The sequence below is a fragment of the Pseudomonas zanjanensis genome, assembly GCF_014268745.2.
Classification (GTDB): Bacteria; Pseudomonadota; Gammaproteobacteria; order Pseudomonadales; family Pseudomonadaceae; genus Aquipseudomonas; species Aquipseudomonas zanjanensis.
This window is the reverse complement of the sequence record NZ_JABWRB020000003.1, coordinates 439062-459984: the sequence shown is the minus strand read 5'-3', so window position 1 is coordinate 459984 and position 20923 is coordinate 439062. Positions and strand designations below refer to the sequence as shown.

Annotated in this window: 16 protein-coding genes; 9 read left to right on the top strand and 7 right to left on the bottom strand. The window is 62.1% G+C overall.

Translation table 11 applies throughout. The features are described 5' to 3' along the window. The first annotated feature begins 19 nt into the window (after positions 1-19). Positions 20-445 carry a DUF2269 family protein gene (locus tag HU715_RS21750; protein WP_186707332.1) on the top strand — a complete coding sequence of 142 codons (426 nt, stop codon included), beginning with the start codon at positions 20-22 and terminating at the stop codon, positions 443-445. Positions 446-548: 103 nt separating this feature from the next. On the opposite strand, the gene HU715_RS21745 is transcribed toward HU715_RS21750, so the two are convergent. After that, positions 549-1205, bottom strand: coding sequence for a histidinol-phosphatase (locus HU715_RS21745; protein ID WP_186707333.1), 657 nt, complete (start codon positions 1203-1205; stop codon positions 549-551). 143 nt (positions 1206-1348) lie between these two features. On the opposite strand from HU715_RS21745, the gene HU715_RS21740 reads away from it, so the two are divergent. The 3 genes from HU715_RS21740 (at position 1349) to HU715_RS21730 (ending at position 5734) form a co-directional block, all read left to right on the top strand. After that, positions 1349-1828: an RNA pyrophosphohydrolase gene (locus tag HU715_RS21740; protein ID WP_003186867.1), complete on the top strand. Its 480-nt coding sequence runs from the start codon at positions 1349-1351 to the stop codon at positions 1826-1828. Between the two features lie 22 nt (positions 1829-1850). Continuing rightward, positions 1851-4130: a phosphoenolpyruvate--protein phosphotransferase gene (gene ptsP / locus HU715_RS21735; protein ID WP_186707334.1), complete on the top strand. Its 2280-nt coding sequence runs from the start codon at positions 1851-1853 to the stop codon at positions 4128-4130. Between the two features lie 272 nt (positions 4131-4402). Further along, positions 4403-5734, top strand: coding sequence for an IS110 family RNA-guided transposase (locus tag HU715_RS21730; RefSeq protein ID WP_217884307.1), 1332 nt, complete (start codon positions 4403-4405; stop codon positions 5732-5734). A 138-nt stretch (positions 5735-5872) separates the two neighbouring features. Here HU715_RS21730 and HU715_RS21725 read toward each other — a convergent pair whose 3' ends face one another. Beyond that, positions 5873-6619 (bottom strand): NRDE family protein, encoded by a 747-nt coding sequence (locus HU715_RS21725; RefSeq protein ID WP_186709428.1) that lies wholly within the window; start codon positions 6617-6619, stop codon positions 5873-5875. Between the two features lie 327 nt (positions 6620-6946). Between HU715_RS21725 and HU715_RS21720 the strand changes: the two genes are divergently transcribed. The 3 genes from HU715_RS21720 (at position 6947) to HU715_RS21710 (ending at position 9629) form a co-directional block, all read left to right on the top strand. After that, complete coding sequence (locus HU715_RS21720) at positions 6947-7729, top strand: TSUP family transporter (RefSeq protein WP_186709430.1); 783 nt, start codon at positions 6947-6949, stop codon at positions 7727-7729. 69 nt (positions 7730-7798) lie between these two features. Then, positions 7799-8608 carry a prolipoprotein diacylglyceryl transferase gene (lgt, locus tag HU715_RS21715; RefSeq protein ID WP_053117240.1) on the top strand — a complete coding sequence of 270 codons (810 nt, stop codon included), beginning with the start codon at positions 7799-7801 and terminating at the stop codon, positions 8606-8608. A 49-nt stretch (positions 8609-8657) separates the two neighbouring features. Continuing rightward, on the top strand, positions 8658-9629 hold the full coding sequence (locus HU715_RS21710; protein ID WP_186709432.1) for a thymidylate synthase: 972 nt from the start codon (positions 8658-8660) through the stop codon (positions 9627-9629). A 134-nt stretch (positions 9630-9763) separates the two neighbouring features. Here the strand turns inward: HU715_RS21710 and cadR are convergent, their stop codons facing one another. Next, on the bottom strand, positions 9764-10210 hold the full coding sequence (cadR, locus tag HU715_RS21705) for a Cd(II)/Pb(II)-responsive transcriptional regulator (RefSeq protein ID WP_186709433.1): 447 nt from the start codon (positions 10208-10210) through the stop codon (positions 9764-9766). Between the two features lie 87 nt (positions 10211-10297). Between cadR and HU715_RS21700 the strand changes: the two genes are divergently transcribed. Further along, positions 10298-12517 carry a heavy metal translocating P-type ATPase gene (locus tag HU715_RS21700; RefSeq protein ID WP_186709435.1) on the top strand — a complete coding sequence of 740 codons (2220 nt, stop codon included), beginning with the start codon at positions 10298-10300 and terminating at the stop codon, positions 12515-12517. Between the two features lie 356 nt (positions 12518-12873). Here HU715_RS21700 and HU715_RS21695 read toward each other — a convergent pair whose 3' ends face one another. From HU715_RS21695 to HU715_RS21685, 3 genes are read right to left on the bottom strand one after another with little or no spacing between them, the layout of a single operon-like run. Next, positions 12874-15921 (bottom strand): efflux RND transporter permease subunit, encoded by a 3048-nt coding sequence (locus HU715_RS21695; RefSeq protein WP_186709437.1) that lies wholly within the window; start codon positions 15919-15921, stop codon positions 12874-12876. Beyond that, positions 15918-16982 carry an efflux RND transporter periplasmic adaptor subunit gene (locus HU715_RS21690; protein WP_186709439.1) on the bottom strand — a complete coding sequence of 355 codons (1065 nt, stop codon included), beginning with the start codon at positions 16980-16982 and terminating at the stop codon, positions 15918-15920. The genes HU715_RS21695 and HU715_RS21690 overlap by 4 nt, the downstream gene beginning before the upstream one ends. Further along, positions 16979-18082 carry an efflux RND transporter periplasmic adaptor subunit gene (locus tag HU715_RS21685; protein WP_186709441.1) on the bottom strand — a complete coding sequence of 368 codons (1104 nt, stop codon included), beginning with the start codon at positions 18080-18082 and terminating at the stop codon, positions 16979-16981. The genes HU715_RS21690 and HU715_RS21685 overlap by 4 nt, the downstream gene beginning before the upstream one ends. A gap of 240 nt (positions 18083-18322) precedes the next feature. On the opposite strand from HU715_RS21685, the gene HU715_RS21680 reads away from it, so the two are divergent. Further along, positions 18323-19483 carry an AAA family ATPase gene (locus HU715_RS21680; protein ID WP_186709443.1) on the top strand — a complete coding sequence of 387 codons (1161 nt, stop codon included), beginning with the start codon at positions 18323-18325 and terminating at the stop codon, positions 19481-19483. A 501-nt stretch (positions 19484-19984) separates the two neighbouring features. Here HU715_RS21680 and HU715_RS21675 read toward each other — a convergent pair. Continuing rightward, positions 19985-20767, bottom strand: a complete 783-nt coding sequence (locus HU715_RS21675) for a MetQ/NlpA family ABC transporter substrate-binding protein (protein WP_186709445.1) — start codon at positions 20765-20767, stop codon at positions 19985-19987. Between the last annotated feature and the right edge of the window lie 156 nt (positions 20768-20923).

Here is a 20923-nt window from a genome sequence, read left to right as displayed (position 1 = left end):
ACTTAAGGAAATCGAACCCATGGAAACATTGACCGCGCTGAAGATCGCCCACGGCATCGCCACTGTATTACTGCTGGCGGGTGCACTGGGGCTGGCCATCTGGGTCTGGCGCACGCGCCGCAACGGCGACGCCACGGCGGCTGCGCGCACGCTGCAACGTCCGCGGTTGTTCATCTGGCTGGTCATGATCCTGGCGCTGGCTAGCCTGCCATTCACCGGCTGGTGGATGGTTCATCAAATCGGCTGGCCACTGGGACAGACCTGGCTGCTGGCTTCCAGCGTGCTCTACACCTTGGCGGCGCTGGCGGGGTTCTGGCTGCTGGTGCGGCTGAACACATTGCGCAAAGCGCCAGGCGGTAGCGGGAAGTTTACCTTTGCCCTGGCGCTGTTCAGCGTTGTCTGCTTTGTCGCCATCGCGGGGTTGATGGGGGCCAAGCCGGTTTAAGGCTTAGAGACCGCATCGCCCCTTTCGCGAGCAGGCTCGCTCCCACATGGATTGTATGAACAACACAGTCCATGTGGGAGCGAGCCTGCTCGCGAAAGCTGTTTCAGCCACGCAGACTGATTACCGGCCAACCCCGCTTCTGGGCCTCAGCCCGAAGATTCGGATCCGGATCCACCGCCACCGGATGCGTCACCGCTTCCAGCAACGGCAAATCGTTCATCGAGTCGCTATAAAAGTAGCTATCGTCGAGCGAGTACCCGGTTTCTTCCAGCCAACGGTTCAACCGGGTCACCTTGCCCTCGCGGAAACACGGGATGTCGGTGCTGCGTCCGCTGTAGCGCCCGTCGACCATCTCGCACTCGGTGGCAATCAGGGTTTCGACCCCCAGGCGCTCGGCAATTGGCGCGGTAACGAAGCGGTTGGTGGCGGTGATGATTACCAGCTTGTCGCCGGCGTCACGGTGCTTTTTCAGCAGTTCGATGGCCTGGGGCAACACGATCGGCTCGATGCAGTCGCGCATGTAGTCCAAGTGCCATTGGGCCAGGATGTGCATTTCGGTACGGCCAAGGATTTCCAGGCAAAAGTTCAGGTACTCGGCATTGTCGAGCTTGCCGGCCAGGTAATCCTGGTAGAACGCGTCGTTGCGTGCCTTATAGGTGACAGCGTCCAGAAAACCGCGCTCGCACAGGTAATCGCCCCACGCGTGGTCGCTGTCGCCACCCAGCAATGTGTTGTCCAAGTCGAATAAAGCCAGCCGCATCGCAGTTACTCGCTGAAAAATCTAAAGAAAGGCGTCCAGAATACGGACTTTTCACAAGAGTGCACATAAGCTAGGGACGCTCGTTGCTGCTTTCACAACCTTTGTGGAACAATGCGGCGACATGCGTTTGCGAGGTTGTTGCCGTGATCGATCCCGATGGTTTCCGTCCCAATGTGGGGATCATTCTTACGAATGATGCTGGGCAGGTGCTATGGGCACGCCGTATCAATCAAGACGCCTGGCAGTTTCCCCAGGGTGGGATCAACCCCCAGGAGACGCCGGAAGAGGCCTTGTACCGCGAGTTGAATGAAGAAGTGGGGCTTGAGCGCGAAGATGTCGAAATACTCGCCTGCACCCGAGGCTGGTTGCGCTATCGTTTGCCGCAACGCCTGGTCAGGACGCACAGCCAACCGCTGTGCATCGGCCAGAAGCAGAAATGGTTTCTCCTGCGCCTGATCTCCAACGAGCAGCGGGTGCGGATGGATTTGACCGGTAAACCGGAGTTCGATGGCTGGCGCTGGGTCAGCTATTGGTATCCGTTGGGCCAGGTGGTGACATTCAAGCGCGAGGTGTACCGACGCGCCCTCAAAGAGCTTGCCCCGCGCCTGCTGACGCGCGACTGACGACGGAGTTCGACCCCGAGCCATGCTCAATACGCTGCGCAAGATCGTCCAGGAAGTTAACTCCGCCAAGGATCTCAAGGCGGCGTTGGGGATTATTGTATTGCGCGTCAAAGAGGCCATGGGCAGCCAGGTCTGCTCGGTCTACCTGCTGGACCCCGAGACCAATCGTTTCGTGCTGATGGCCACCGAGGGCTTGAACAAGCGCTCCATCGGCAAGGTGAGCATGGCGCCCAATGAAGGCCTGGTCGGTCTGGTCGGCACGCGCGAAGAACCCCTGAACCTCGAAAACGCCGCGGATCACCCGCGCTACCGCTACTTTGCCGAAACGGGTGAAGAACGCTACGCCTCGTTCCTTGGCGCACCGATCATCCACCACCGCCGCGTCGTCGGCGTGTTGGTCATCCAGCAAAAAGAGCGCCGACAGTTCGACGAAGGTGAAGAAGCCTTCCTTGTAACCATGAGCGCGCAACTGGCCGGGGTTATCGCCCATGCCGAGGCCACCGGCTCGATCAGCGGCCTGGGTCGCCAGGGCAAGGGTATCCAGGAAGCGAAGTTCGTCGGTGTGCCCGGCTCACCGGGCGCGGCAGTGGGCACGGCGGTGGTCATGTTGCCGCCCGCCGACCTCGACGTGGTGCCGGACAAGACCGTCGCCGACATCAATGCCGAGCTGGGCTTGTTCAAGACCGCCATCGAAGGCGTGCGGGCCGACATGCGGGCCCTGTCGGCCAAGCTGGCGACGCAGTTGCGCCCCGAAGAACGCGCACTGTTCGACGTCTACCTGATGATGCTCGACGATGCCTCCCTGGGCAGCGAAGTGACCACCGTCATCAAGACCGGCCAGTGGGCCCAGGGTGCGCTGCGCCAGGTGGTGACCGACCACGTCAACCGTTTCGAACTGATGGACGACGCCTACCTGCGCGAACGCGCCTCGGACGTCAAGGACCTTGGCCGTCGCTTGCTGGCGTACTTGCAGCAGGAGCGCCAGCAGACCCTGGTCTACCCCGACAACACCATCCTGGTCAGTGAAGAGCTGACCCCGGCCATGCTCGGCGAAGTACCCGAAGGCAAGCTGGCGGGCCTGGTCTCGGTACTGGGTTCGGGCAACTCCCACGTGGCGATCCTGGCCCGGGCGATGGGCATTCCGACGGTGATGGGCCTGGTGGACCTGCCGTATTCCAAGGTCGACGGCATCCAGATGATCGTCGACGGCTACCACGGCGAGGTCTACACCAACCCCAGCGACGTGCTGCGCAAGCAGTTCGCCGATGTGGTGGAGGAAGAAAAGCAACTGTCCCTGGGCCTGGATGCGCTGCGGGACCTGCCGTGCATTACCCTCGATGGCCACCGCATGCCATTGTGGGTCAACACCGGCCTGCTGGCCGACGTCGCCCGGGCGCAGAAGCGTGGCGCCGAAGGTGTGGGGCTGTACCGCACCGAAGTGCCGTTCATGATCAACCAGCGCTTCCCCAGCGAAAAAGAACAGTTGGCGATCTACCGCGAACAACTGGCCGCGTTTCACCCACAACCGGTGACCATGCGCAGCCTGGACATCGGCGGCGACAAGTCCCTGTCCTACTTCCCGATCAAGGAAGACAACCCGTTCCTCGGCTGGCGCGGCATCCGCGTGACACTCGACCACCCGGAAATCTTCCTGGTCCAGGCCCGCGCCATGCTCAAGGCCAGCGAAGGCCTGAACAACCTGCGCATCCTGTTGCCGATGATCTCCGGCACCCATGAACTGGAAGAAGCCCTGCACCTGATCCACCGGGCCTGGGGCGAAGTCCGTGACGAAGGCACCGACGTGCCGATGCCGCCGGTCGGCGTGATGATCGAGATTCCGGCCGCGGTGTACCAGACCAAGGAACTGGCGCGGCAGGTGGACTTCCTGTCGGTGGGTTCCAACGACCTGACCCAATACCTGCTGGCCGTGGACCGCAACAACCCACGGGTCGCCGACCTGTACGACTACCTGCACCCGGCGGTGCTGCAAGCCTTGCAGAACGTGGTGCGTGACGCCCATGCCGAAGGCAAGCCGGTCAGTATCTGCGGCGAAATGGCCGGCGACCCGGCGGCCGCGGTGCTGCTGATGGCGATGGGGTTCGACAGTTTGTCGATGAACGCCACCAACCTGCCGAAAGTGAAGTGGATGCTGCGCCAGATCAACCTCAGCAAGGCCCAGGAATTGCTCGCGGAAGTGATGACCATCGACAACCCGCAAGTGATCCACAGCTCCTTGCAACTGGCGCTGAAGAACCTTGGGTTGGCGCGGATGATCAATCCGGCTTCGAACAAGACCCTCTAGACAGTTCAGCGAGCATTTGTGGCGAGGGAGTCCCCGCCGCGTCGCCGACGCTGCGCTGTCGCGCAGCAAACAAGTGCTCGGCTTAAGATTGGGTGCGCGCGGGGAAAGAGGCCGTAGCTATCACTGGTGTGTCCGCACCCGCGAGGGAGAGTGGCCGGCACGGTATCGGCGTGGAGTCGTTGTAGGCACAGCAAGCTGTGACCACGTATGAGAGAGTGAATCCGTTCGCCACCGTGTTCCCCGCGCGCCATTCAATCCTGCGAGGAATTGTCATGGCGCGCAAGAAGCAGCAGAAACGATTTGAAGTGATTCACCCTCATTGTGCCGGTATCGATATCGGCAGCCGCGAGCACTGGGTTGGCGTCAATCCCGATCAAAGCGACAAGCCGGTTCGCTGTTTTCCGGCCTTCACTGAGGATTTGGTGAGCCTGGCCGAATGGTTGGAATCGCTGAAAATCAAGGTCGTGGCGATGGAGGCCACTGGCGTTTACTGGATACCGCTGTTCGAGCTTCTCGATTCAAGGGGCTTTGAGGTGTATCTGGTCAATTCCCGTGCAACTCGTCAGATAAGCGGACGTAAATCCGATGTTCTGGATTGCCAGTGGATCTGGCAACTCATGACCCATGGCTTACTCAGAGGTGCTTTCCGACCCGCTGATGATATTTGCTCGATGCGATCATTGGTTCGCCAGCGGGCCATGAAGGTTCGTGATCAAGCCAAGACCATCAACCGCATGCAAAAAGCCCTGACGCAGATGAACATTCAGTTAGCCAATGTCATCAGCAATATTGCTGGCGTGACAGGGATGAAAATCATCAAGGCCATCATCGATGGCGAGCGTGACCCTCAAGTCTTGGCCAACTTCCGAGACGGCCGTATCAAGGCCGATCACCAAACCATTGCCCGCAGCCTGCACGGTAACTGGCGAGTCGAGCATCTGCATGCTTTGGCTCAGGAGGTGGCTGCTCATGATTTCCTTGAGAAGCAGATTGCCGAATGTGATCGGACCATCACTCAGGCACTTGATCGACTTCCAGTGCTGAACCATGAGCCCACGCAACCCACCAAGCCACTGCGTAGCCCGCATCGCTCGGCAGATGAACAAGCCAGCTTGCACCAGGCACTTGTGAGAATCATGGGCGTGGACCTGACCGCGATTCCCACCATCGGAATCGAATCCGCCTTGGTTCTGGCGAGCGAAGTCGGACCTGATTTGTCGCGTTTTCCGACTGAGCAACATTTCAGCTCCTGGATGGGGGTAGCGCCCTCAACCCGAATATCGGGGGGAAAACCCTTGCCCGGTCATGTCCCCAAGGTATTTAACCGGGCGGCACAAGCGTTGAAGCAGGCGGCCTCTAGCGCCCGCACCGATAAAAGCTTTATCGGTGCCAGTCACCGCGCCCGATTGGCTCGCATGGATACGGCCTGCGCCATTAAGGCTACGGCTCACCAACTGGCCCGCCTGATCTACGCCATGCTGACCAAGGGACAACCTTACGTGGCGCAGGATATGAACGAATACGAGGCCAAAAGCCGTGATCGCCAGCTGAGAGCCTTACAGCGTAAGGCTACAAAGCTGGGTGTTCGATTGGTCGCGGCTTAAAAAGCTTTGGAGAACAAGGGGATGGATTTTGTTTGATGAGAGCTTGCTCCCGCTGGGCTACGAAGTAGCCCCAAGGCTTTTTTGGGCGGGCTTCGCCCACCAGCGGGAGCAAGCTCCCTCGCCACAAGTGACTCTCATTCAAGTGTGTAGCGCCACCTCCCCCAAATGCCCCCCATGGGGCCCGAAACTGCGCTCGACCATCTGCCGCGTCCCATCGGCATGGACAATCAGCGCCGTACTCGCCCGCGTCCCGTAGGCCGGGCTGGCGATGAACACACTCGACAACAATGCCTCGGTCGCCAGCCCGACGCCGGTGTCGGGCAGTTCAGCCACCGGCGCGGGTTGTGGATCGTTCAGCAACGCCAACAAGGCCTGGGGTTGCGGATCGTCCAGCACCTCCTCCAGCGCCAACCGGGCCTTGAGCAACTTGGGCCATGGCGTGTTCAGCCCAGCGTTCGACAGGCCATACACGCCCTTGGCCAACTGCTGTGGCCGGGTATCACGGGCGTTGTAGTGCCAGAGCTCGGCGCCATTGCCGAGCAGCAGGTTGAAGCCACCGTACTCGCCAGCACGGGGCACGACTTCGCTCAGGTAGTCGGCAATCGACAGATTCCCGGTGAGGAACCGCGCCACCAGTTCACCGCGGGACTTGAAGGCCGGCAATTGGCCTGGGTCGCGGATGTTGGTCAGCGCGGCAAAACGGCCCTCGGCGCCGATGCCGAGCCAAGTACCGCCGGCTTCGAGGTCGCGCCCTGCATGGACATGGGGCGCGTCAGGCCATTGGGCCAGGGGCAAGGTCGGCCGGGCGTAGAACTCGTCGCGGTTGGCCGCCACGACCAGCGGCTGGGCGTGGCCAGGGCGCCAGGCAAATACGATCAGGCACATCAGGTTGTCCTGTTATAGGAATAAAACCGAGCAGCGCTTTTTGTGGCGAGGGAGCTTGCTCCCGCTGGGCTACGAAGTAGCCCAAATCCAAGGGCCAGGCTTGTCAGACCTATCACCCTGCTTTTTCGGGAGTGCTTCGCACTCCAGCGGGAGCAAGCTCCCTCGCCACAACAGCGGTTCGCCATCCGGTGTCGTGATGCAGACACCCGAGTGTTTCCAGCCACTCTACTCACACATCGCCCCGGCATCCATCGCCTTCAGTAGAGCCCAAGCCCCTCGATCCGTTACCATGCCGCTCTTATTTCGGGGATCGGCGGGGAGAGTCTGGTGGAATTTGTGCTCTATCTGCTACTCGGCGCCTGCGCTGGCGTACTGGCCGGGTTGTTTGGCGTAGGGGGCGGGATCATCATCGTCCCGGTGCTGGTATTCAGTTTCACCCTGCAGGGCTTCGACCCGCAGGTGTTGACGCACCTGGCCGTCGGCACCTCCCTGGCGTCGATTATCTTTACCTCGGTCAATGCCGTGCGCGAACATCAGCGCAAAGGCGCGGTGCGCTGGCCGGTATTCGCCTGGATGACCGTCGGCATCCTGATCGGTGCCGGTTTCGGCGCGATCACCGCCGAAGCGATTTCCGGCCCGCACCTGCAAAAGATCATTGGCGTGTTCGCCTTGATCGTTGCCGTGCAACTGGCCCTGGACTTCAAGCCCAAGGCCAGCCGCACCGTACCGGGCAAGGCCGGGCTGACCGTGGCTGGCACGGTGATCGGCTGGGCCTCGGCGATTTTCGGCATCGGTGGTGGTTCGCTGACCGTGCCGTTCCTGACCTGGCGCAGCGTGCCGATGCAACAAGCGGTGGCGACCTCATCGGCCTGCGGCTTGCCGATCGCCCTGGTCAGTGCATTAAGTTTCATGATTCTGGGCTGGCACGATCCGTTGCTGCCGGCCCATAGTCTCGGTTTTGTGTATTTGCCGGCGCTGCTGGGCATCGCCTTGACCAGCATGGTCTTTGCCCGCTTTGGTGCGCGGCTGGCCCATCGCCTGTCGCCACGCTTGCTCAAGCGCTTGTTCGCCGCCTTGCTATTCTGCGTGGGGGTGAGTTTTCTGCTCTGACGCAATCCTGGCTTAATCCCGTGGTGGCAGCGTCGCCCGGGTATTTTTTGACGTTTACGAGGAATATCAATGCTGCCTTACCCGCAGATCGATCCGGTAGCCCTGGCCATCGGCCCGCTGAAAATCCACTGGTACGGCCTGATGTACCTGATCGGTATCGGCGGCGCCTGGTGGCTGGCGTCGCGCCGGCTCAACCGCTTCGACCCGACCTGGAACAAGGAAAAGCTCTCCGACCTGGTGTTCTGGCTGTCCATGGGCGTGATCGTCGGCGGACGCCTGGGCTACGTGCTGTTCTACGACCTGAGTGCCTACCTGGCCAACCCGACGCTGATCTTCGAAGTCTGGAAAGGCGGCATGTCGTTCCACGGTGGGTTCATTGGTGTGATGCTGGCGGCGCTGTGGTTCGGCAAGCGCAACAACAAGTCGTTTTTCGAGCTGATGGACTTCGTCGCGCCGATGGTGCCGATCGGCCTGGGTGCCGGGCGCATCGGCAACTTCATCAACGCCGAGTTGTGGGGCAAGCCGACCGACGTGCCCTGGGCGATGATCTTCCCGCCGTTCAGCGACCCGGCGCAGTTGCCGCGCCACCCGTCGCAGCTGTACCAGTTCGCCCTCGAGGGTGTGGCACTGTTCCTGATCCTTTGGCTGTTCTCGCGCAAGCCGCGCCCCACCATGGCGGTGTCGGGCATGTTCGCGCTGTTCTATGGCATCTTCCGTTTCATTGTCGAATTCGTCCGCGTGCCGGATGCCCAGCTCGGCTACCTGGCGTGGAACTGGCTGACCATGGGCCAGGTGCTGTGCCTGCCGATGATCATCGGTGGCCTGGCGCTGATCTGGCTGGCTTATCATCGCGCGCCGGCTGCGGCGGCCAAGGTTTAAAATTCGAACCCCGGGGCGCAGGCCCCGGGTTCAAGGACACAGGTAACCCATGAAGCAATATCTCGATCTGGTGGCCCACGTCATCAAGAACGGCACCAAGCAAGCCAACCGCACCGGTGTGAACACCATCAGCTTCCCCGGCGCCATGCTGCGCTATGACTTGAAGGAAGGCTTTCCCGCTATCACCACCCGCAAGATGGCCTTCAAATCGGCCATCGGCGAGATGTGCGGTTTTCTCCGTGGTGTGAACAATGCCGCTGAGTTTCGCGCCCTGGGCTGCAAGGTCTGGGACCAGAACGCCAACGAAAACGCCCAGTGGCTGGCCAACCCGTTCCGCCAGGGCGAAGACGACCTGGGTGAGATCTACGGCGTGCAGTGGCGCAAGTGGCCGGCCTATAAGCAGATCCCGGTAAGCAACCCGGCGGCCATCGAGCAGACGCTGGCCCAGGGTTACCGGCAGATCGCCGAGGGCGAAGAAAACGGCCAGGCCTACGTGGTGCTGTACAAGGCCATCGACCAGGTTCGCCAGTGCGTCGACACCATCATCAAGGACCCGGGCAGCCGGCGCATCCTGTTCCACGGCTGGAACTGCGCCCAGCTCGATGAAATGGCCCTGCCGCCGTGCCATCTGCTCTACCAGTTCCACCCGAATGTCGAGACCAGGGAAATTTCCCTGACCCTCTACATCCGCTCCAACGACCTGGGCCTGGGCACGCCGTTCAACCTCACCGAAGGCGCCGCGCTGCTGAGCCTGATCGGCCGCCTGACCGGCTACACGCCGCGCTGGTTCACCTATTTCATCGGCGACGCCCACGTCTACGAAAACCACTTGGACATGCTCAACGAACAGCTCACCCGCGAGCCGTTCCCAATGCCCAAGCTGGTGATTTCCGAGCGCGTGCCAGAGTTTGCCAAGGCCGGCGTGTACCAGCCTGAGTGGCTGGAGTTGGTGGAGCCGAGCGACTTCTCCCTCGAAGGCTACCAGCACCACGCGCCGATGACCGCGCCGATGGCGGTCTGAAAGGACCCCATCGGCCCTGTGGGAGCGGGCTTGCTCGCGAATGCGGTGTGTCAGACACCATTACTTTGCCTGACACACCGCATTCGCGAGCAAGCCCGCTCCCACATTGGATCTGCATGTGCTCCAAGATCGGCTCAATGCCCGTGGCTACGCCCCACATGTGAATGCTCCACCTCCGGCGCCACCGCCCCGCTCACCTCCAACCGCTGCAAGATCCCGCATTGATCCAGATCCGGCCCTTCGCCACAGCGATGGCGCAGGTCGATCAGTTGCGCCTGCAAGGCCAGCAGGCCATCGATGCGGGCCTTGACGTGGTGGATGTGTTCGTCGATCAGCGCATTGACGCTTTCACATTGATCCTGGGGGCTGTCGCGCAGCACCAGAAGGCTGCGGATTTCTTCCAGGGTCATGTCCAAGGTGCGGCAGTTGCGGATGAAGGTCAGCCGTTCGGCATGGGCCTGGGTGTAGACCCGGTAATTGCCGTCGCTGCGGGCCGGTTCCGGCAACAGGCCTTCGCGTTCGTAGTAGCGGATGGTTTCGACCTGGCAGTCGGTGATTTTCGCCAGTTCTCCGATCTTCATGGTGCGGCCTCCCAAAATAGGTGCTTGACCCTATAGTGGCTACAGGGTCTTTACTGCGCAACAGGCACTTTTCACGGACGTCACCCGATGAGCGATTCCCTTCACATCCACAAACCAGACCACGGCCATGACCACGGGCATTCCTGCTGCGCCTCGAAAGCGGCACCGGCAGTGGTCGATCTCGGCAAAACGCCGACGGACGGCGCGCGGCTGAGCAGTTTCCGCATCGAAGCCATGGACTGCCCCACCGAACAGACGCTGATCCAGAACAAGCTCGGCAAACTCGAAGGCGTGCAGCGACTGGAGTTCAACCTGATCAACCGCGTCTTGGGCGTAACCCACGATCTGCCCAGCGACGCGCCGATCATCAAGGCCATCGAATCCTTAGGCATGCAGGCCGACCCGCTGATTGCGGGCGAGAAACCGCAAAGCCACGACCTGCCCGCCCCGGCCAAGCCTTGGTGGCCGTTGGCGCTGTCCGGCGTGACGGCCCTGGGCGCCGAGGTGATCCATTTCACCAATGCCGCGCCAAACTGGGTGGTCGCGCTGGTGGCGTTGGTGTCGATCCTCAGCGGTGGCCTGGGTACCTACAAGAAGGGCTGGATCGCCCTGAAGAACCGCAACCTGAACATCAACGCGCTGATGAGCATCGCCGTGACCGGCGCCGTGCTGATTGGCCAATGGCCGGAAGCGGCGATGGTGATGTTCCTGTTCACCGTGGCCGAACTGATCGAAGCCAAATCCCTGGATCGGGCGCGCAACGCCATCAGCGGCCTGATGCAGATGGCCCCGGAACAGGCCACCGTGCAGCAGGCCGATGGCACCTGGCATGTCCAGGAGGTCAAGGCCATTGCCCTCGGCGCGCGGGTGCGGGTGCGGCCCGGCGAGCGCGTCGGCCTGGACGGTGAGGTGATCACCGGCCGCTCGACCGTCGACCAGGCACCGATTACCGGTGAAAGCCTGCCGGTGGAAAAAATCGCCGGTGACAAGGTGTTCGCCGGCACCATCAACCAGGCTGGCGAACTGGAATATCGGGTGACGGCGGCGGCCGATCAATCGACCCTGGCGCGAATCATCCACGCCGTGGAACAGGCACAGGGCTCCCGGGCGCCGACCCAGCGCTTCGTCGACCGCTTTTCGACGATCTATACCCCAGCGGTGTTTGCCCTGGCCCTGGCGGTAGCAGTCATTCCACCGCTGTTCATGGGCGCCTTGTGGTTCGACTGGATCTACCGGGCCCTGGTGCTGCTGGTAGTCGCCTGCCCTTGCGCACTGGTGATTTCCACCCCCGTGACCATCGTCAGCGGCCTGGCCGCCGCGGCGCGCAAAGGCATCCTGGTCAAGGGCGGCGTTTACTTGGAGAGCGGCTACAAGCTCGACTATCTGGCGTTGGACAAGACCGGCACGATCACCCACGGCAAACCGGTGCAAACCGACTATGTAGCCTTGGACCCTACTCTGGAAAGCACAGCCCCGGCCCTGGCCGCCAGCCTCGCCGCCCGTTCCGACCACCCGGTGTCCCGGGCGATTGCCAACGCGGCTGTGGATAAGCAAGTGGTGCAGCAGGCTGTGGATAACTTCGCGGCGCTGGCCGGGCGCGGCGTGCGCGGCGACATCGACGGCCGGACCTATCACTTGGGCAACCACCGCCTGGTGGAAGACCTCGGCCTGTGCTCTCCCGAATTGGAAGAAAAACTCTTCGCCCTGGAAAAACAAGGCAAGTCGGTGGTGCTGCTGCTCGACGCTACAGGCCCCTTGGCGTTGTTTGCCGTGGCTGACACCGTGAAGGATTCCAGCCGCGAGGCCATCCGGCAACTGCATGAACTGGGCATCAAGACCCTGATGCTCACCGGCGACAACGCCCACACCGCCGAAGCGATTGCCGCGCAAGTGGGCATGGACCAGGCGCGGGGCGACCTGTTGCCGGAAGACAAGCTGCAAGCCATCGAAGCGCTGTATGCCCAGGGTCACCGCGTCGGCATGGTCGGCGACGGCATCAACGACGCCCCGGCCCTGGCCCGGTCGGAAATCGGTTTCGCCATGGCGGCGGCCGGCACCGACACGGCCATCGAGACCGCCGACGTCGCCTTGATGGACGATGACCTGCGCAAGATCCCGGCCTTCATTCGCCTGTCGCGGCAGACGTCCAGCATTCTGAAACAGAACATTGCCTTGGCCTTGGTGATCAAGGCGATCTTTCTCGGGGTCACCTTCGCCGGGTTCGCCACCATGTGGATGGCGGTGTTTGCCGACATGGGGGTGAGTTTGCTGGTGGTGTTCAATGGGTTGCGGTTGTTGCGCAAGTAAGTAAAGGCCAGGGTGACTGGGCTGGCCTCATCGCGAGCAGGCTCGCTCCCACAGGGATCTTCAGTGAACACATATTTTGTGAGCAACGGAGAACCACTGTGGGAGCGAGCTTGCTCGCGATAGCGGTATGTCAGCCAACGCGGTGCTGGAGCAGGTGCAAAGCCTGTTCCAGTAACCCAGAGTTCAAGTTTGCGACGTATCCCTGTGGCGAGGGAGCTTGCTCCCGCTGGGCTGCGAAGCAGCCCAAAACCCAGACAATGAGTAACTTCAGGCAGACCGAGTCCACCGGTTCACGACTGCTGCGCAGCCGAGCGGGAGCAAGCTCCCTCGCCACAAGGGCAGCGAAGGCGGCCGCGTCAATCACGCTTCGGCTCGCGGATCTTGTACCAGGCCACATACAACGCCGGCAGGAACAGCAGCGTCAGCAACGTGGCGATGATAATCCCGCCGATCATCGCGTAGGCCATCGGCCCCCAGAACACTTCCCGGGCAATCGGGATCATCCCCAGGCTCGCCGCGGCGGCCGTGAGCAGGATCGGCCGGCGGCGGTGTTCGGTGGCCTCCACCACCGCGTCCCAGGGTTCGTAGCCGTCACGCTCGTACTCATCGATCTGAGTCACCAGGATCACCGAGTTACGGATAATGATGCCGATCAGCGCGAGAATCCCGAGGATCGCCACGAAGCCCATGGGCGTGCCCGTCGGCACTAGCGCCAGCACCACGCCGATCAATCCGAGGGGCGCGACGCTCGCCACCAGGAACAGTTTCTGCACGCTGTGCAACTGGATCATCAGGAAAGTCGCCATCAAAAACAGCATCAGCGGCACGACGCTGGCGATCGGCCCCTGGGCCTTGCTGCTCTCTTCCACCGTACCGCCCGTGGCGACCTTGTAGCCCACCGGCAGGCCGGCGGCGAACTTGTCGATGTCCGGTTGCAACTGCTTGACCAGGTCGGTGGGCTGGATCTCGTCGCGCACCGCGGCCTTGATGGTGATGGTCGGCTTGCGGTCACGACGCCACACCAGCGGTTGCTCCAGTTCATAGCGCACCGTGGCAAACGCCAGCAACGGAATCGAGGTGCCACTCGGGGTGACGATCTGCAGGTTCTGCAGGGTTTCCGGCGAACCGCGCTCGGCATCCTCGGCACGGCCGACCACATTGATCAAGTAAATATCATCGTTGACCTGGGTCACCGGCGAGCCGCTGACAATGCTGTTCATCAGCCTCGCCACATCATCGGACGACAAGCCCAATTGCCGCGCCTTGTCCTGGGCGATGTCGATGCGCAGCACTTTGCCCGGCTCGTTCCAGTCGTAGATGATTTCGCCAATGTGCGAGTTCTTGTCCAGTTCGGTGGCCAGTTCGATCGCATGCTTGCGCACCAGGTCGATGTCCTTGCCGCTGACCCGATACTGGATCGGCCGGCCCACCGGCGGGCCCATTTCCAAGGCCTGGACGTAGCTGCCAATCCCGACGAATTCCTCACGCAGACGCTTTTGCAGGCGCTCGGTCAGCGCCGTGCGCGACTCCAGGCCTTTGCTGACGATCACCAATTGCGCGTAGTACGGGTTCTGCAACTGCTGGTCCAGCGGCAGGTAGAAACGAATCGCGCCTTCGCCGATGTAGGTGCTCCAGCGCTCAATGTCCGGGTCGCCCTTGAGGGTCGCCTCCAGGCGGTCGACGGCTTTGCGGGTCTCGTCCATCGAAGCGTTTTGCGGCAGGTTGAGGTCCACCAGGATTTCTGGCCGGTCCGAGGACGGGAAGAACTGGTTCTGCACAAAACGCATGCAAAACACCGCCAGCACGAACAGCAGCACGGTGATGCCGATGGCCCACCAGCGATTGCGCATCGCCCACAACAGGCCGCCGTTGAATGCCCGGCCGATCCGCCCCGGCTCGGCGCTGTGGGGTTTCACGTCAGCGCTGAGGATATGCACGCCGATCACCGGGGCAAACAGCACCGCGACGACCCATGACACCAGCATCGCCACGGCGATGACCGCAAACAGGGTGAAGGTGTATTCACCGGCGGAGCTGGCGTTCAAGCCGATGGGCACGAAACCGGCCACGGTCACCAGGGTCCCGGTGAGCATGGGAAACGCCGTCGAGGTGTAGGCGAACGTCGCGGCCTGATCCTTGCTGTCGCCTTTTTCCAGGCGCGTGACCATCATTTCCACGGTGATCATCGCGTCGTCCACCAGCAGGCCGAGGGCGATGATCAACGCGCCGAGGGAAATCCGCTGCATGGTGATGCCGCTGTATTCCATGAACAAGAAGACCATCGCCAGCACCAGCGGAATCGAACAGGCCACCACCAGCCCGGCCCGTACGCCGAGGCTGACGAAGCTGACGAGCAGGACGATGATCACCGCCTCGAACAGGGCACTGGTGAAGCCGCCGACCGCCTCCTCCACCACTTCGGCCTGGTCCGACACGGTGTGCACGCCAACGCCCACCGGCAGGTCGGCGGTCAGCTCGTTCATGCGCGCATGCAGCGCCTTGCCGAAGTCCTGGATGTTGCCACCCTTCTTCATCGCGATGGCAAGGCCGATGGCCGGCGTACCGTTGAAACGGAACATCGGTGTGGCGGGGTCGACATAGCCGCGACGGATGTCGGCGATGTCGGCCAGTCGATAGAAGCGGTCATTGAGTCGCAGGTTGACGTTGGCCAGGTCTTTTTCCGATTGGAACTGCCCGGACGTACGTACGGAAATCCGCTCCGGTCCCGCATCGATCACCCCGGCCGGGGTCACGGCATTCTGCGATTGCAGGCTCTGCACCACCTGGCGCTGGTCGATGCCCAGGGCGGCGAGTTTGCGCGTGGAGAAGTTCAGGTACAGCACTTCGTCCTGCTCGCCCACCATCTCGACCTTGCCCAGGCCCGGTACCTCGCGGATCTCGGCACGCACCTGTTCCACGTAGTCGCGCAACTGGCGCATCGACAGGCCGTCGCCGGTGAAGGCGTACACCGAACCGTAGACATCGCCGAACTCATCATTGAACCCAGGCCCTTGCAAGCCTTCGGGGAAGTCGCCGCGAATGTCGTTGATCTTCTTGCGCACCTGGTACCAGATCTCGGGGATTTCCTTGGCCCCGGTGGTATCGCGCAGGTACACGAACACCGTCGACTCTCCCGGGCGGGTGTAGCTCTTGACGTAGTCGAGGGAGTCGAGCTCTTCGAGTTTCTTCTCGATGCGGTCGGTGACCTGCCTGAGAGTTTCTTCCTGGGTCGCGCCCGGCCAGCGGGTCTGGATGATCATGGTCTTGATGGTGAACGACGGGTCTTCCTCGCGACCTAGGTTCATGTACGAAAACACGCCCATCAACAGCGCCACGAACATCAGGTACCAGACGAACGACTGATGCCGCAGGGCCCATTCGGATAAGTTGAAAGGCCCTTTCATCGTGCGTCCTCGTCGAGTTTCACTTTCTGTCCTGGCTGGAGACTGTGCACGCCGGCACTGACCACGCGATCGCCGGCCTTGATGCCGTTGGCCACCAGAACCGAGTTGGCCGAACGCTCGAGAATCCGTACCTCACGGGGTGAGACGGTCTGCGTTTGCGGGTCGATCAGCCAGATGCGCGCCTTGCCGTCGATTTCTTGCAGCGCGCTGAGCGGCAGTTCGATGCGCGGTTCGATGGTCGAGCTCAGGGTCACGCTGATGGCCGTGCCCAGGCGAAAACCTGGCGGTGTGTCGGTCAGCGTCAGGCGCGCGCGGCGGGTGCGGGTCGCGCTCTGGGCCTGGGGCTCGATCTCGCGGACGATGGCGGTGGTGTGGATGCTCGGGTCCAATTGCGCGGCGACCTCGAATACCACGTCCGTGGGCAAGCGCTCGACCAGCCCGGCCGGCAGGTCGATCACTGCTTCCTTGATATCCGGGCGGGCCAGGGTCACCACTTGCTGGCCGGCGGTGACCACCTGCCCGGCTTCGGCGTTCCAGGCGGTGACGACGGCGTCGTGGTCCGTGTGCAATTGGCTGTAGTTGAGTTGGTCGCGGGCCTGCTCCACCGAAGCCCGGGCCTGTTCGAGGGACGCCCCGGTGGTTTTCAGGTCAGTCTGGGCGACGTCCAGTTGCGCCTGGGCGCCGACACCACGGTCGAACAATTGCTGCTGGCGACGGGCATTGGCCTGGGCATTGATGTACTGCGCCTCGATCCGCGCCAGATCGCCCTGGGCGGCGCGGAGCTGGTTCTGCTGGTCGGTGGGGTCGAGCGTGGCGAGCAGGTCGCCCTTCTTCACTTCGGCGCCAACATCGACGTTGCGGCTGGCAATGCGTCCGGGCACGCGGAAACCCACGTTGCTCTCGTAACGCGCCTGGATATTCCCGGCGAAACGCCCGAGGGCCTGCTGGTCGAGGGCCCGGACTTCAACGGACAACACCGGGCGTACCGGTTCGGGCGGTGCTTCTTCCTTGGAGCAGGCCGCCAGCAAGAGGCCGGCCGCGACCATCCACACACGCTTCATGGCTGGGCTCCCGGCGTGGATTTTTCATAAGTGTTTTCAGCGATCTCGACGCGTACGCCGGGGTGCAGCAACTGCCCACCGGCGGTGACGATTTTCTCTCCTCCCTTGAGGCCCGCACTGATGATGACCTTGCCGGTCAGGTAGCGGCCGACCGTCACCGTCTGCAACTGCGCCTTGCCGTCGCCGTCCACCAGCCACACGGCCGGCTCACTGAGGTTCTTGGTCAGGGCCGACCAAGGCAACTCGAAGGCGGTCTTGCCGGCGGACTTGGCCGTGGCGCTGACCACCGACCCCAAGCGCATGCCTTCGGGCAATTCATCGAGGGTCACCTTGACCTGCACGGTGCCGGTCTGGGCGGACACCGCCGGGGTGATCTCGCGCACCGTGCCGGTGGTCTTGATGGTGGGGTTATCCAACAGGCTGATGGTGATCGCAGGGTCAGACGGCGGTTCGCTCAACAGTGACTCGTAGATGTTGAACACCGCGTCGCGTTCGCCGTCCCGGGCCAGGCTGAAGATCGGCTCCGTGGCCTGCACCACTTGGCCGACTTCCGCCTGGCGCGCGGTGATGATGCCCGGCGCTTCGGCAATCAGCGCGGTGTAGCTCAGTTGTTCGCGAGCGTTGGCCAGTTGGGCCTGGGCAGCGGTCAGCGCACTCTGGCTGCTGCGCAGTTGGGCCTGGGCCGCGTCGTATTCGCTCTGGCTGGTATAGCCCTTGGGCAGGAGCTTCTGTTGGCGCACGAATGCCGCCGCACTCTGCTTGACCCGCGCCTGCTCGGCGGCCACCTGGGCTTGGGCGGAGTCGACGTTGGTCTGCAGGTCCCGGGGATCGAGCCGGGCCAGCACTTGCCGGGCCGAGACCCGGTCGCCGACATCCACCTTGCGCTCGATGATCTTGCCACCCACGCGAAACGACAGGTCGGCCTGCACCCGCGCCTGGACATCGCCGGTCAGGGTCACCGAGGCCGCGTATTCGCTGGGCACGGCCTGCTGCACGAAAACCCGTGGCAGGGCCTTTTCTTCGGGCTTCTTGTCACCACACCCCGCCAACAACGCACACACGCCCAAGCCAACAATCAATTTGATTCCGGGACCAGCCATGCAGACTCCTTTGCGTTGTACGGACGTACCAGTGACGATACGACTGTGAGCTTAGAACAGGGTTCCACGAATACAACGGGTACGGCAAATCAGGCAAACTGATCGCCTCTTGTAGGAGCTGTCGAGCGAAGCGAGGCTGCGATCTTTTGATCTTTCACTTGGGACTCAACGGGGTTTGGAAAGATCGCAGCCTCGCTGCGCTCGACAGCTCCTACGAACCCACGCAGCAGGAGTCTGCCCATGCTCAAGACATTGGCGGTGGCCAACTATCGATCGATCAATAAACTGGTCATCCCCCTGGGCCGGCTGAACCTGATCACCGGGCCCAACGGCAGTGGCAAATCCAATCTGTATCGCGCCCTTCGGCTGCTGTCGGAAACGGCCCAGGGCGGGGTGGTCAACGCCCTGGCCCGGGAAGGCGGACTGGACTCGACCTTCTGGGCCGGGCCGGAGGAAATCAGCCGCCGCATGCGTAACGGTGAGGTGCCGGTCCAGGCGGTTGTGCGCCAGGGCACCAAGCGCCTGCGCCTGGGCTTCGCCGGCGAAGACTTCAGCTACTCCATCGCCCTGGGCCTGCCGGAGCCCAGTCGCTCAGCGTTTTCCCTGGACCCCGAAATCAAGCGTGAATGCATCTGGGCCGGCCCGGTGTTTCGACCGGCCAGCCTGCTGGTGGACCGCAACGGGCCGATGATCCGTGCCCGCGAAGGCCGTTCATGGGATGTACTGACCCAGCACACGCCCACCTTCGACAGCCTGTTCGACCAGGTCGGCAGCCTGCGCGCTTCGCCGGAGGTCCTGCAGATGCGCGAGTTCATTCGTCGCTGGCGCTTCTACGATCACTTTCGCAGCGACGCCGACGCCCCGGTGCGCCAACCACAACTGGGCACCCGCACGCCGGTGCTGCATCACGATGGGCGGGATCTGGCCGCCGCGCTGCAGACCATTCTTGAAATCGGTGACGTCGAGGCCTTGCATGCGGCCATCGGTGACGCGTTCCCCGGCGCCCGACTGCATATCGATAAGCTGCAAGGCGGACGTTTCGCCATCGCGTTCCAGCAGCACGGCCTGCTGCGACCGCTGTCCGCCGCCGAACTGTCGGACGGGACCTTGCGCTATCTGTTGCTGGTGGCCGCCCTGCTCACGCCCAGACCGCCCTCGCTGATGGTGCTCAACGAACCGGAAACCAGCCTGCACCCCGACCTGTTGCCGGCCCTGGCGCGGTTGATCATCCGTGCCTCGGCCAATTGCCAGGTCTGGGTGGTGTCCCATGCCTCGCGCCTGATTGCCGCGCTGGAACAGGATGAACAGTGCAATTGCATCGTGCTGGAGAAAGACCTTGGACAGACCGGGATTGTCGGGCAGCGGGCGTTGGATGAGCCGGCGTGGCATTGGCCGGATTGAATGGCGCCTGATCAACCGAATCGCGAGCAGGCTCGCTCCCACCGTAGGCCTTCAGCGAGCACAGAACTGTTCCCGGATTTGCCGGTTAGGACAAAGACGACTATTTTCCTTGCGCCGCAGGGAGGATCTATTCGACATCCCCTCACCATTACAAGGAAGAAAAAAATGGCTGACGTGAAAGTGCCGCAACGACTGGAACCGCAGGAAATAGTGAAATTATTGGTGGCGTTGCGCCGGGCGTTGAAGACCAGGGTGGCCTGATTTGCGCGTTTGATCTTGTGGCGAGGGAGCTTGCTCCCGCTGGCCTGCGTAGCAGGCCCCCAGCAGTCCTTCACGTAGATCGCATTAGCGGGTTTTGCGACTGCTGCGCAGCCGAGCGGGAGCAAGCTCCCTCGCCACAGGTAATCCGGTCCCTGACCCAAGCAATCTTTCGAGCATAAAAAACGCCGACGCTGTATCAGCCGTCGACGTTTGAAACCGTAACAGGGTTAACCGCGCGAATCAGAACGCCGGCAGTACCGCGCCGCTGTATTTCTTCTCGATGAACGCCTTCACTTCAGGGCTGGTCAGGGCCTTGGCCAGTTTCTGGATGGCCGGGCTGTCCTTGTTGTCCGGACGGGCCACCAGGAAGTTCACGTAAGGCGAATCCGCACCTTCGATCACCAAGGCGTCCTTGGCCGGGTTAAGACCTGCTTCCAAGGCGTAATTGGTGTTGATCATGTCCAGGTCGACCTGATCCAACACACGCGGCAGCATGGCCGATTCCAGTTCCTTGAACTTGAAGTTCTTAGGGTTCTCGGCAATGTCCTTCGGCGTCGCCAGGGCGTTTTTCGGATCCTTGAGTGTGATCAGGCCAGCCTTCTGCAGCAGGATCAGCGCACGGCCGCTGTTGCTGCCTTCGTTAGGGATGGCGATGGTTGCGCCGTCCTTCAGCTCAGCCAGGCTCTTGACCTTTTTCGAGTAGCCGCCAAACGGTTCGACGTGCACGCCGATGACCGTCACCAGGTGGGTGCCTTTGCCTTCGTTGAAGCTCTTGAGGTAGGGCAAGGTCTGGAAGTAGTTGGCGTCCAGGCGTTTCTGGTCGACTTGTACGTTGGGTTGGACGTAGTCGGTGAAAACCTTGATCTGCAAATCCACGCCTTCTTTAGCCAGGGCCGGCTTGATCAGCTCGAGGATTTCCGCGTGGGGTACTGGCGTGGCGGCCACGACCAGCTTCTCCGCGGCCTGGGCCAGGCCCGAGGCCAGGGCTGCCGCCAATGCGGTGAACAACAGAACCTTTTTCATGCAGTGTCCTTATCGAAAATCACGGTCGTCATGGACGACGGCTAAATGTGGGTGTGCCAGTGAAGTGCTATCGCTGGCGTGATGCGGACAATACCGATATTTTTTATTCCTTAACAATATCTTTTATTCAAGTTCATATTCATTTTATTCATATAC

What these genes read in the sequence shown, in the direction of transcription:
- HU715_RS21750 (WP_186707332.1), top strand. Translation starts at nt 20, where the DNA reads ATGGAAACATTGACCGCGCTGAAGATCGCCCACGGCATCGCCACTGTA.
- HU715_RS21745 (WP_186707333.1), bottom strand. Translation starts at nt 1,205, where the DNA reads ATGCGGCTGGCTTTATTCGACTTGGACAACACATTGCTGGGTGGCGAC.
- ptsP (WP_186707334.1), top strand. Translation starts at nt 1,851, where the DNA reads ATGCTCAATACGCTGCGCAAGATCGTCCAGGAAGTTAACTCCGCCAAG.
- HU715_RS21730 (WP_217884307.1), top strand. Translation starts at nt 4,403, where the DNA reads ATGGCGCGCAAGAAGCAGCAGAAACGATTTGAAGTGATTCACCCTCAT.
- HU715_RS21725 (WP_186709428.1), bottom strand. Translation starts at nt 6,619, where the DNA reads ATGTGCCTGATCGTATTTGCCTGGCGCCCTGGCCACGCCCAGCCGCTG.
- lgt (WP_053117240.1), top strand. Translation starts at nt 7,799, where the DNA reads ATGCTGCCTTACCCGCAGATCGATCCGGTAGCCCTGGCCATCGGCCCG.
- HU715_RS21710 (WP_186709432.1), top strand. Translation starts at nt 8,658, where the DNA reads ATGAAGCAATATCTCGATCTGGTGGCCCACGTCATCAAGAACGGCACC.
- cadR (WP_186709433.1), bottom strand. Translation starts at nt 10,210, where the DNA reads ATGAAGATCGGAGAACTGGCGAAAATCACCGACTGCCAGGTCGAAACC.
- HU715_RS21700 (WP_186709435.1), top strand. Translation starts at nt 10,298, where the DNA reads ATGAGCGATTCCCTTCACATCCACAAACCAGACCACGGCCATGACCAC.
- HU715_RS21695 (WP_186709437.1), bottom strand. Translation starts at nt 15,921, where the DNA reads ATGAAAGGGCCTTTCAACTTATCCGAATGGGCCCTGCGGCATCAGTCG.
- HU715_RS21690 (WP_186709439.1), bottom strand. Translation starts at nt 16,982, where the DNA reads ATGAAGCGTGTGTGGATGGTCGCGGCCGGCCTCTTGCTGGCGGCCTGC.
- HU715_RS21685 (WP_186709441.1), bottom strand. Translation starts at nt 18,082, where the DNA reads ATGGCTGGTCCCGGAATCAAATTGATTGTTGGCTTGGGCGTGTGTGCG.
- HU715_RS21680 (WP_186709443.1), top strand. Translation starts at nt 18,323, where the DNA reads ATGCTCAAGACATTGGCGGTGGCCAACTATCGATCGATCAATAAACTG.
- HU715_RS21675 (WP_186709445.1), bottom strand. Translation starts at nt 20,767, where the DNA reads ATGAAAAAGGTTCTGTTGTTCACCGCATTGGCGGCAGCCCTGGCCTCG.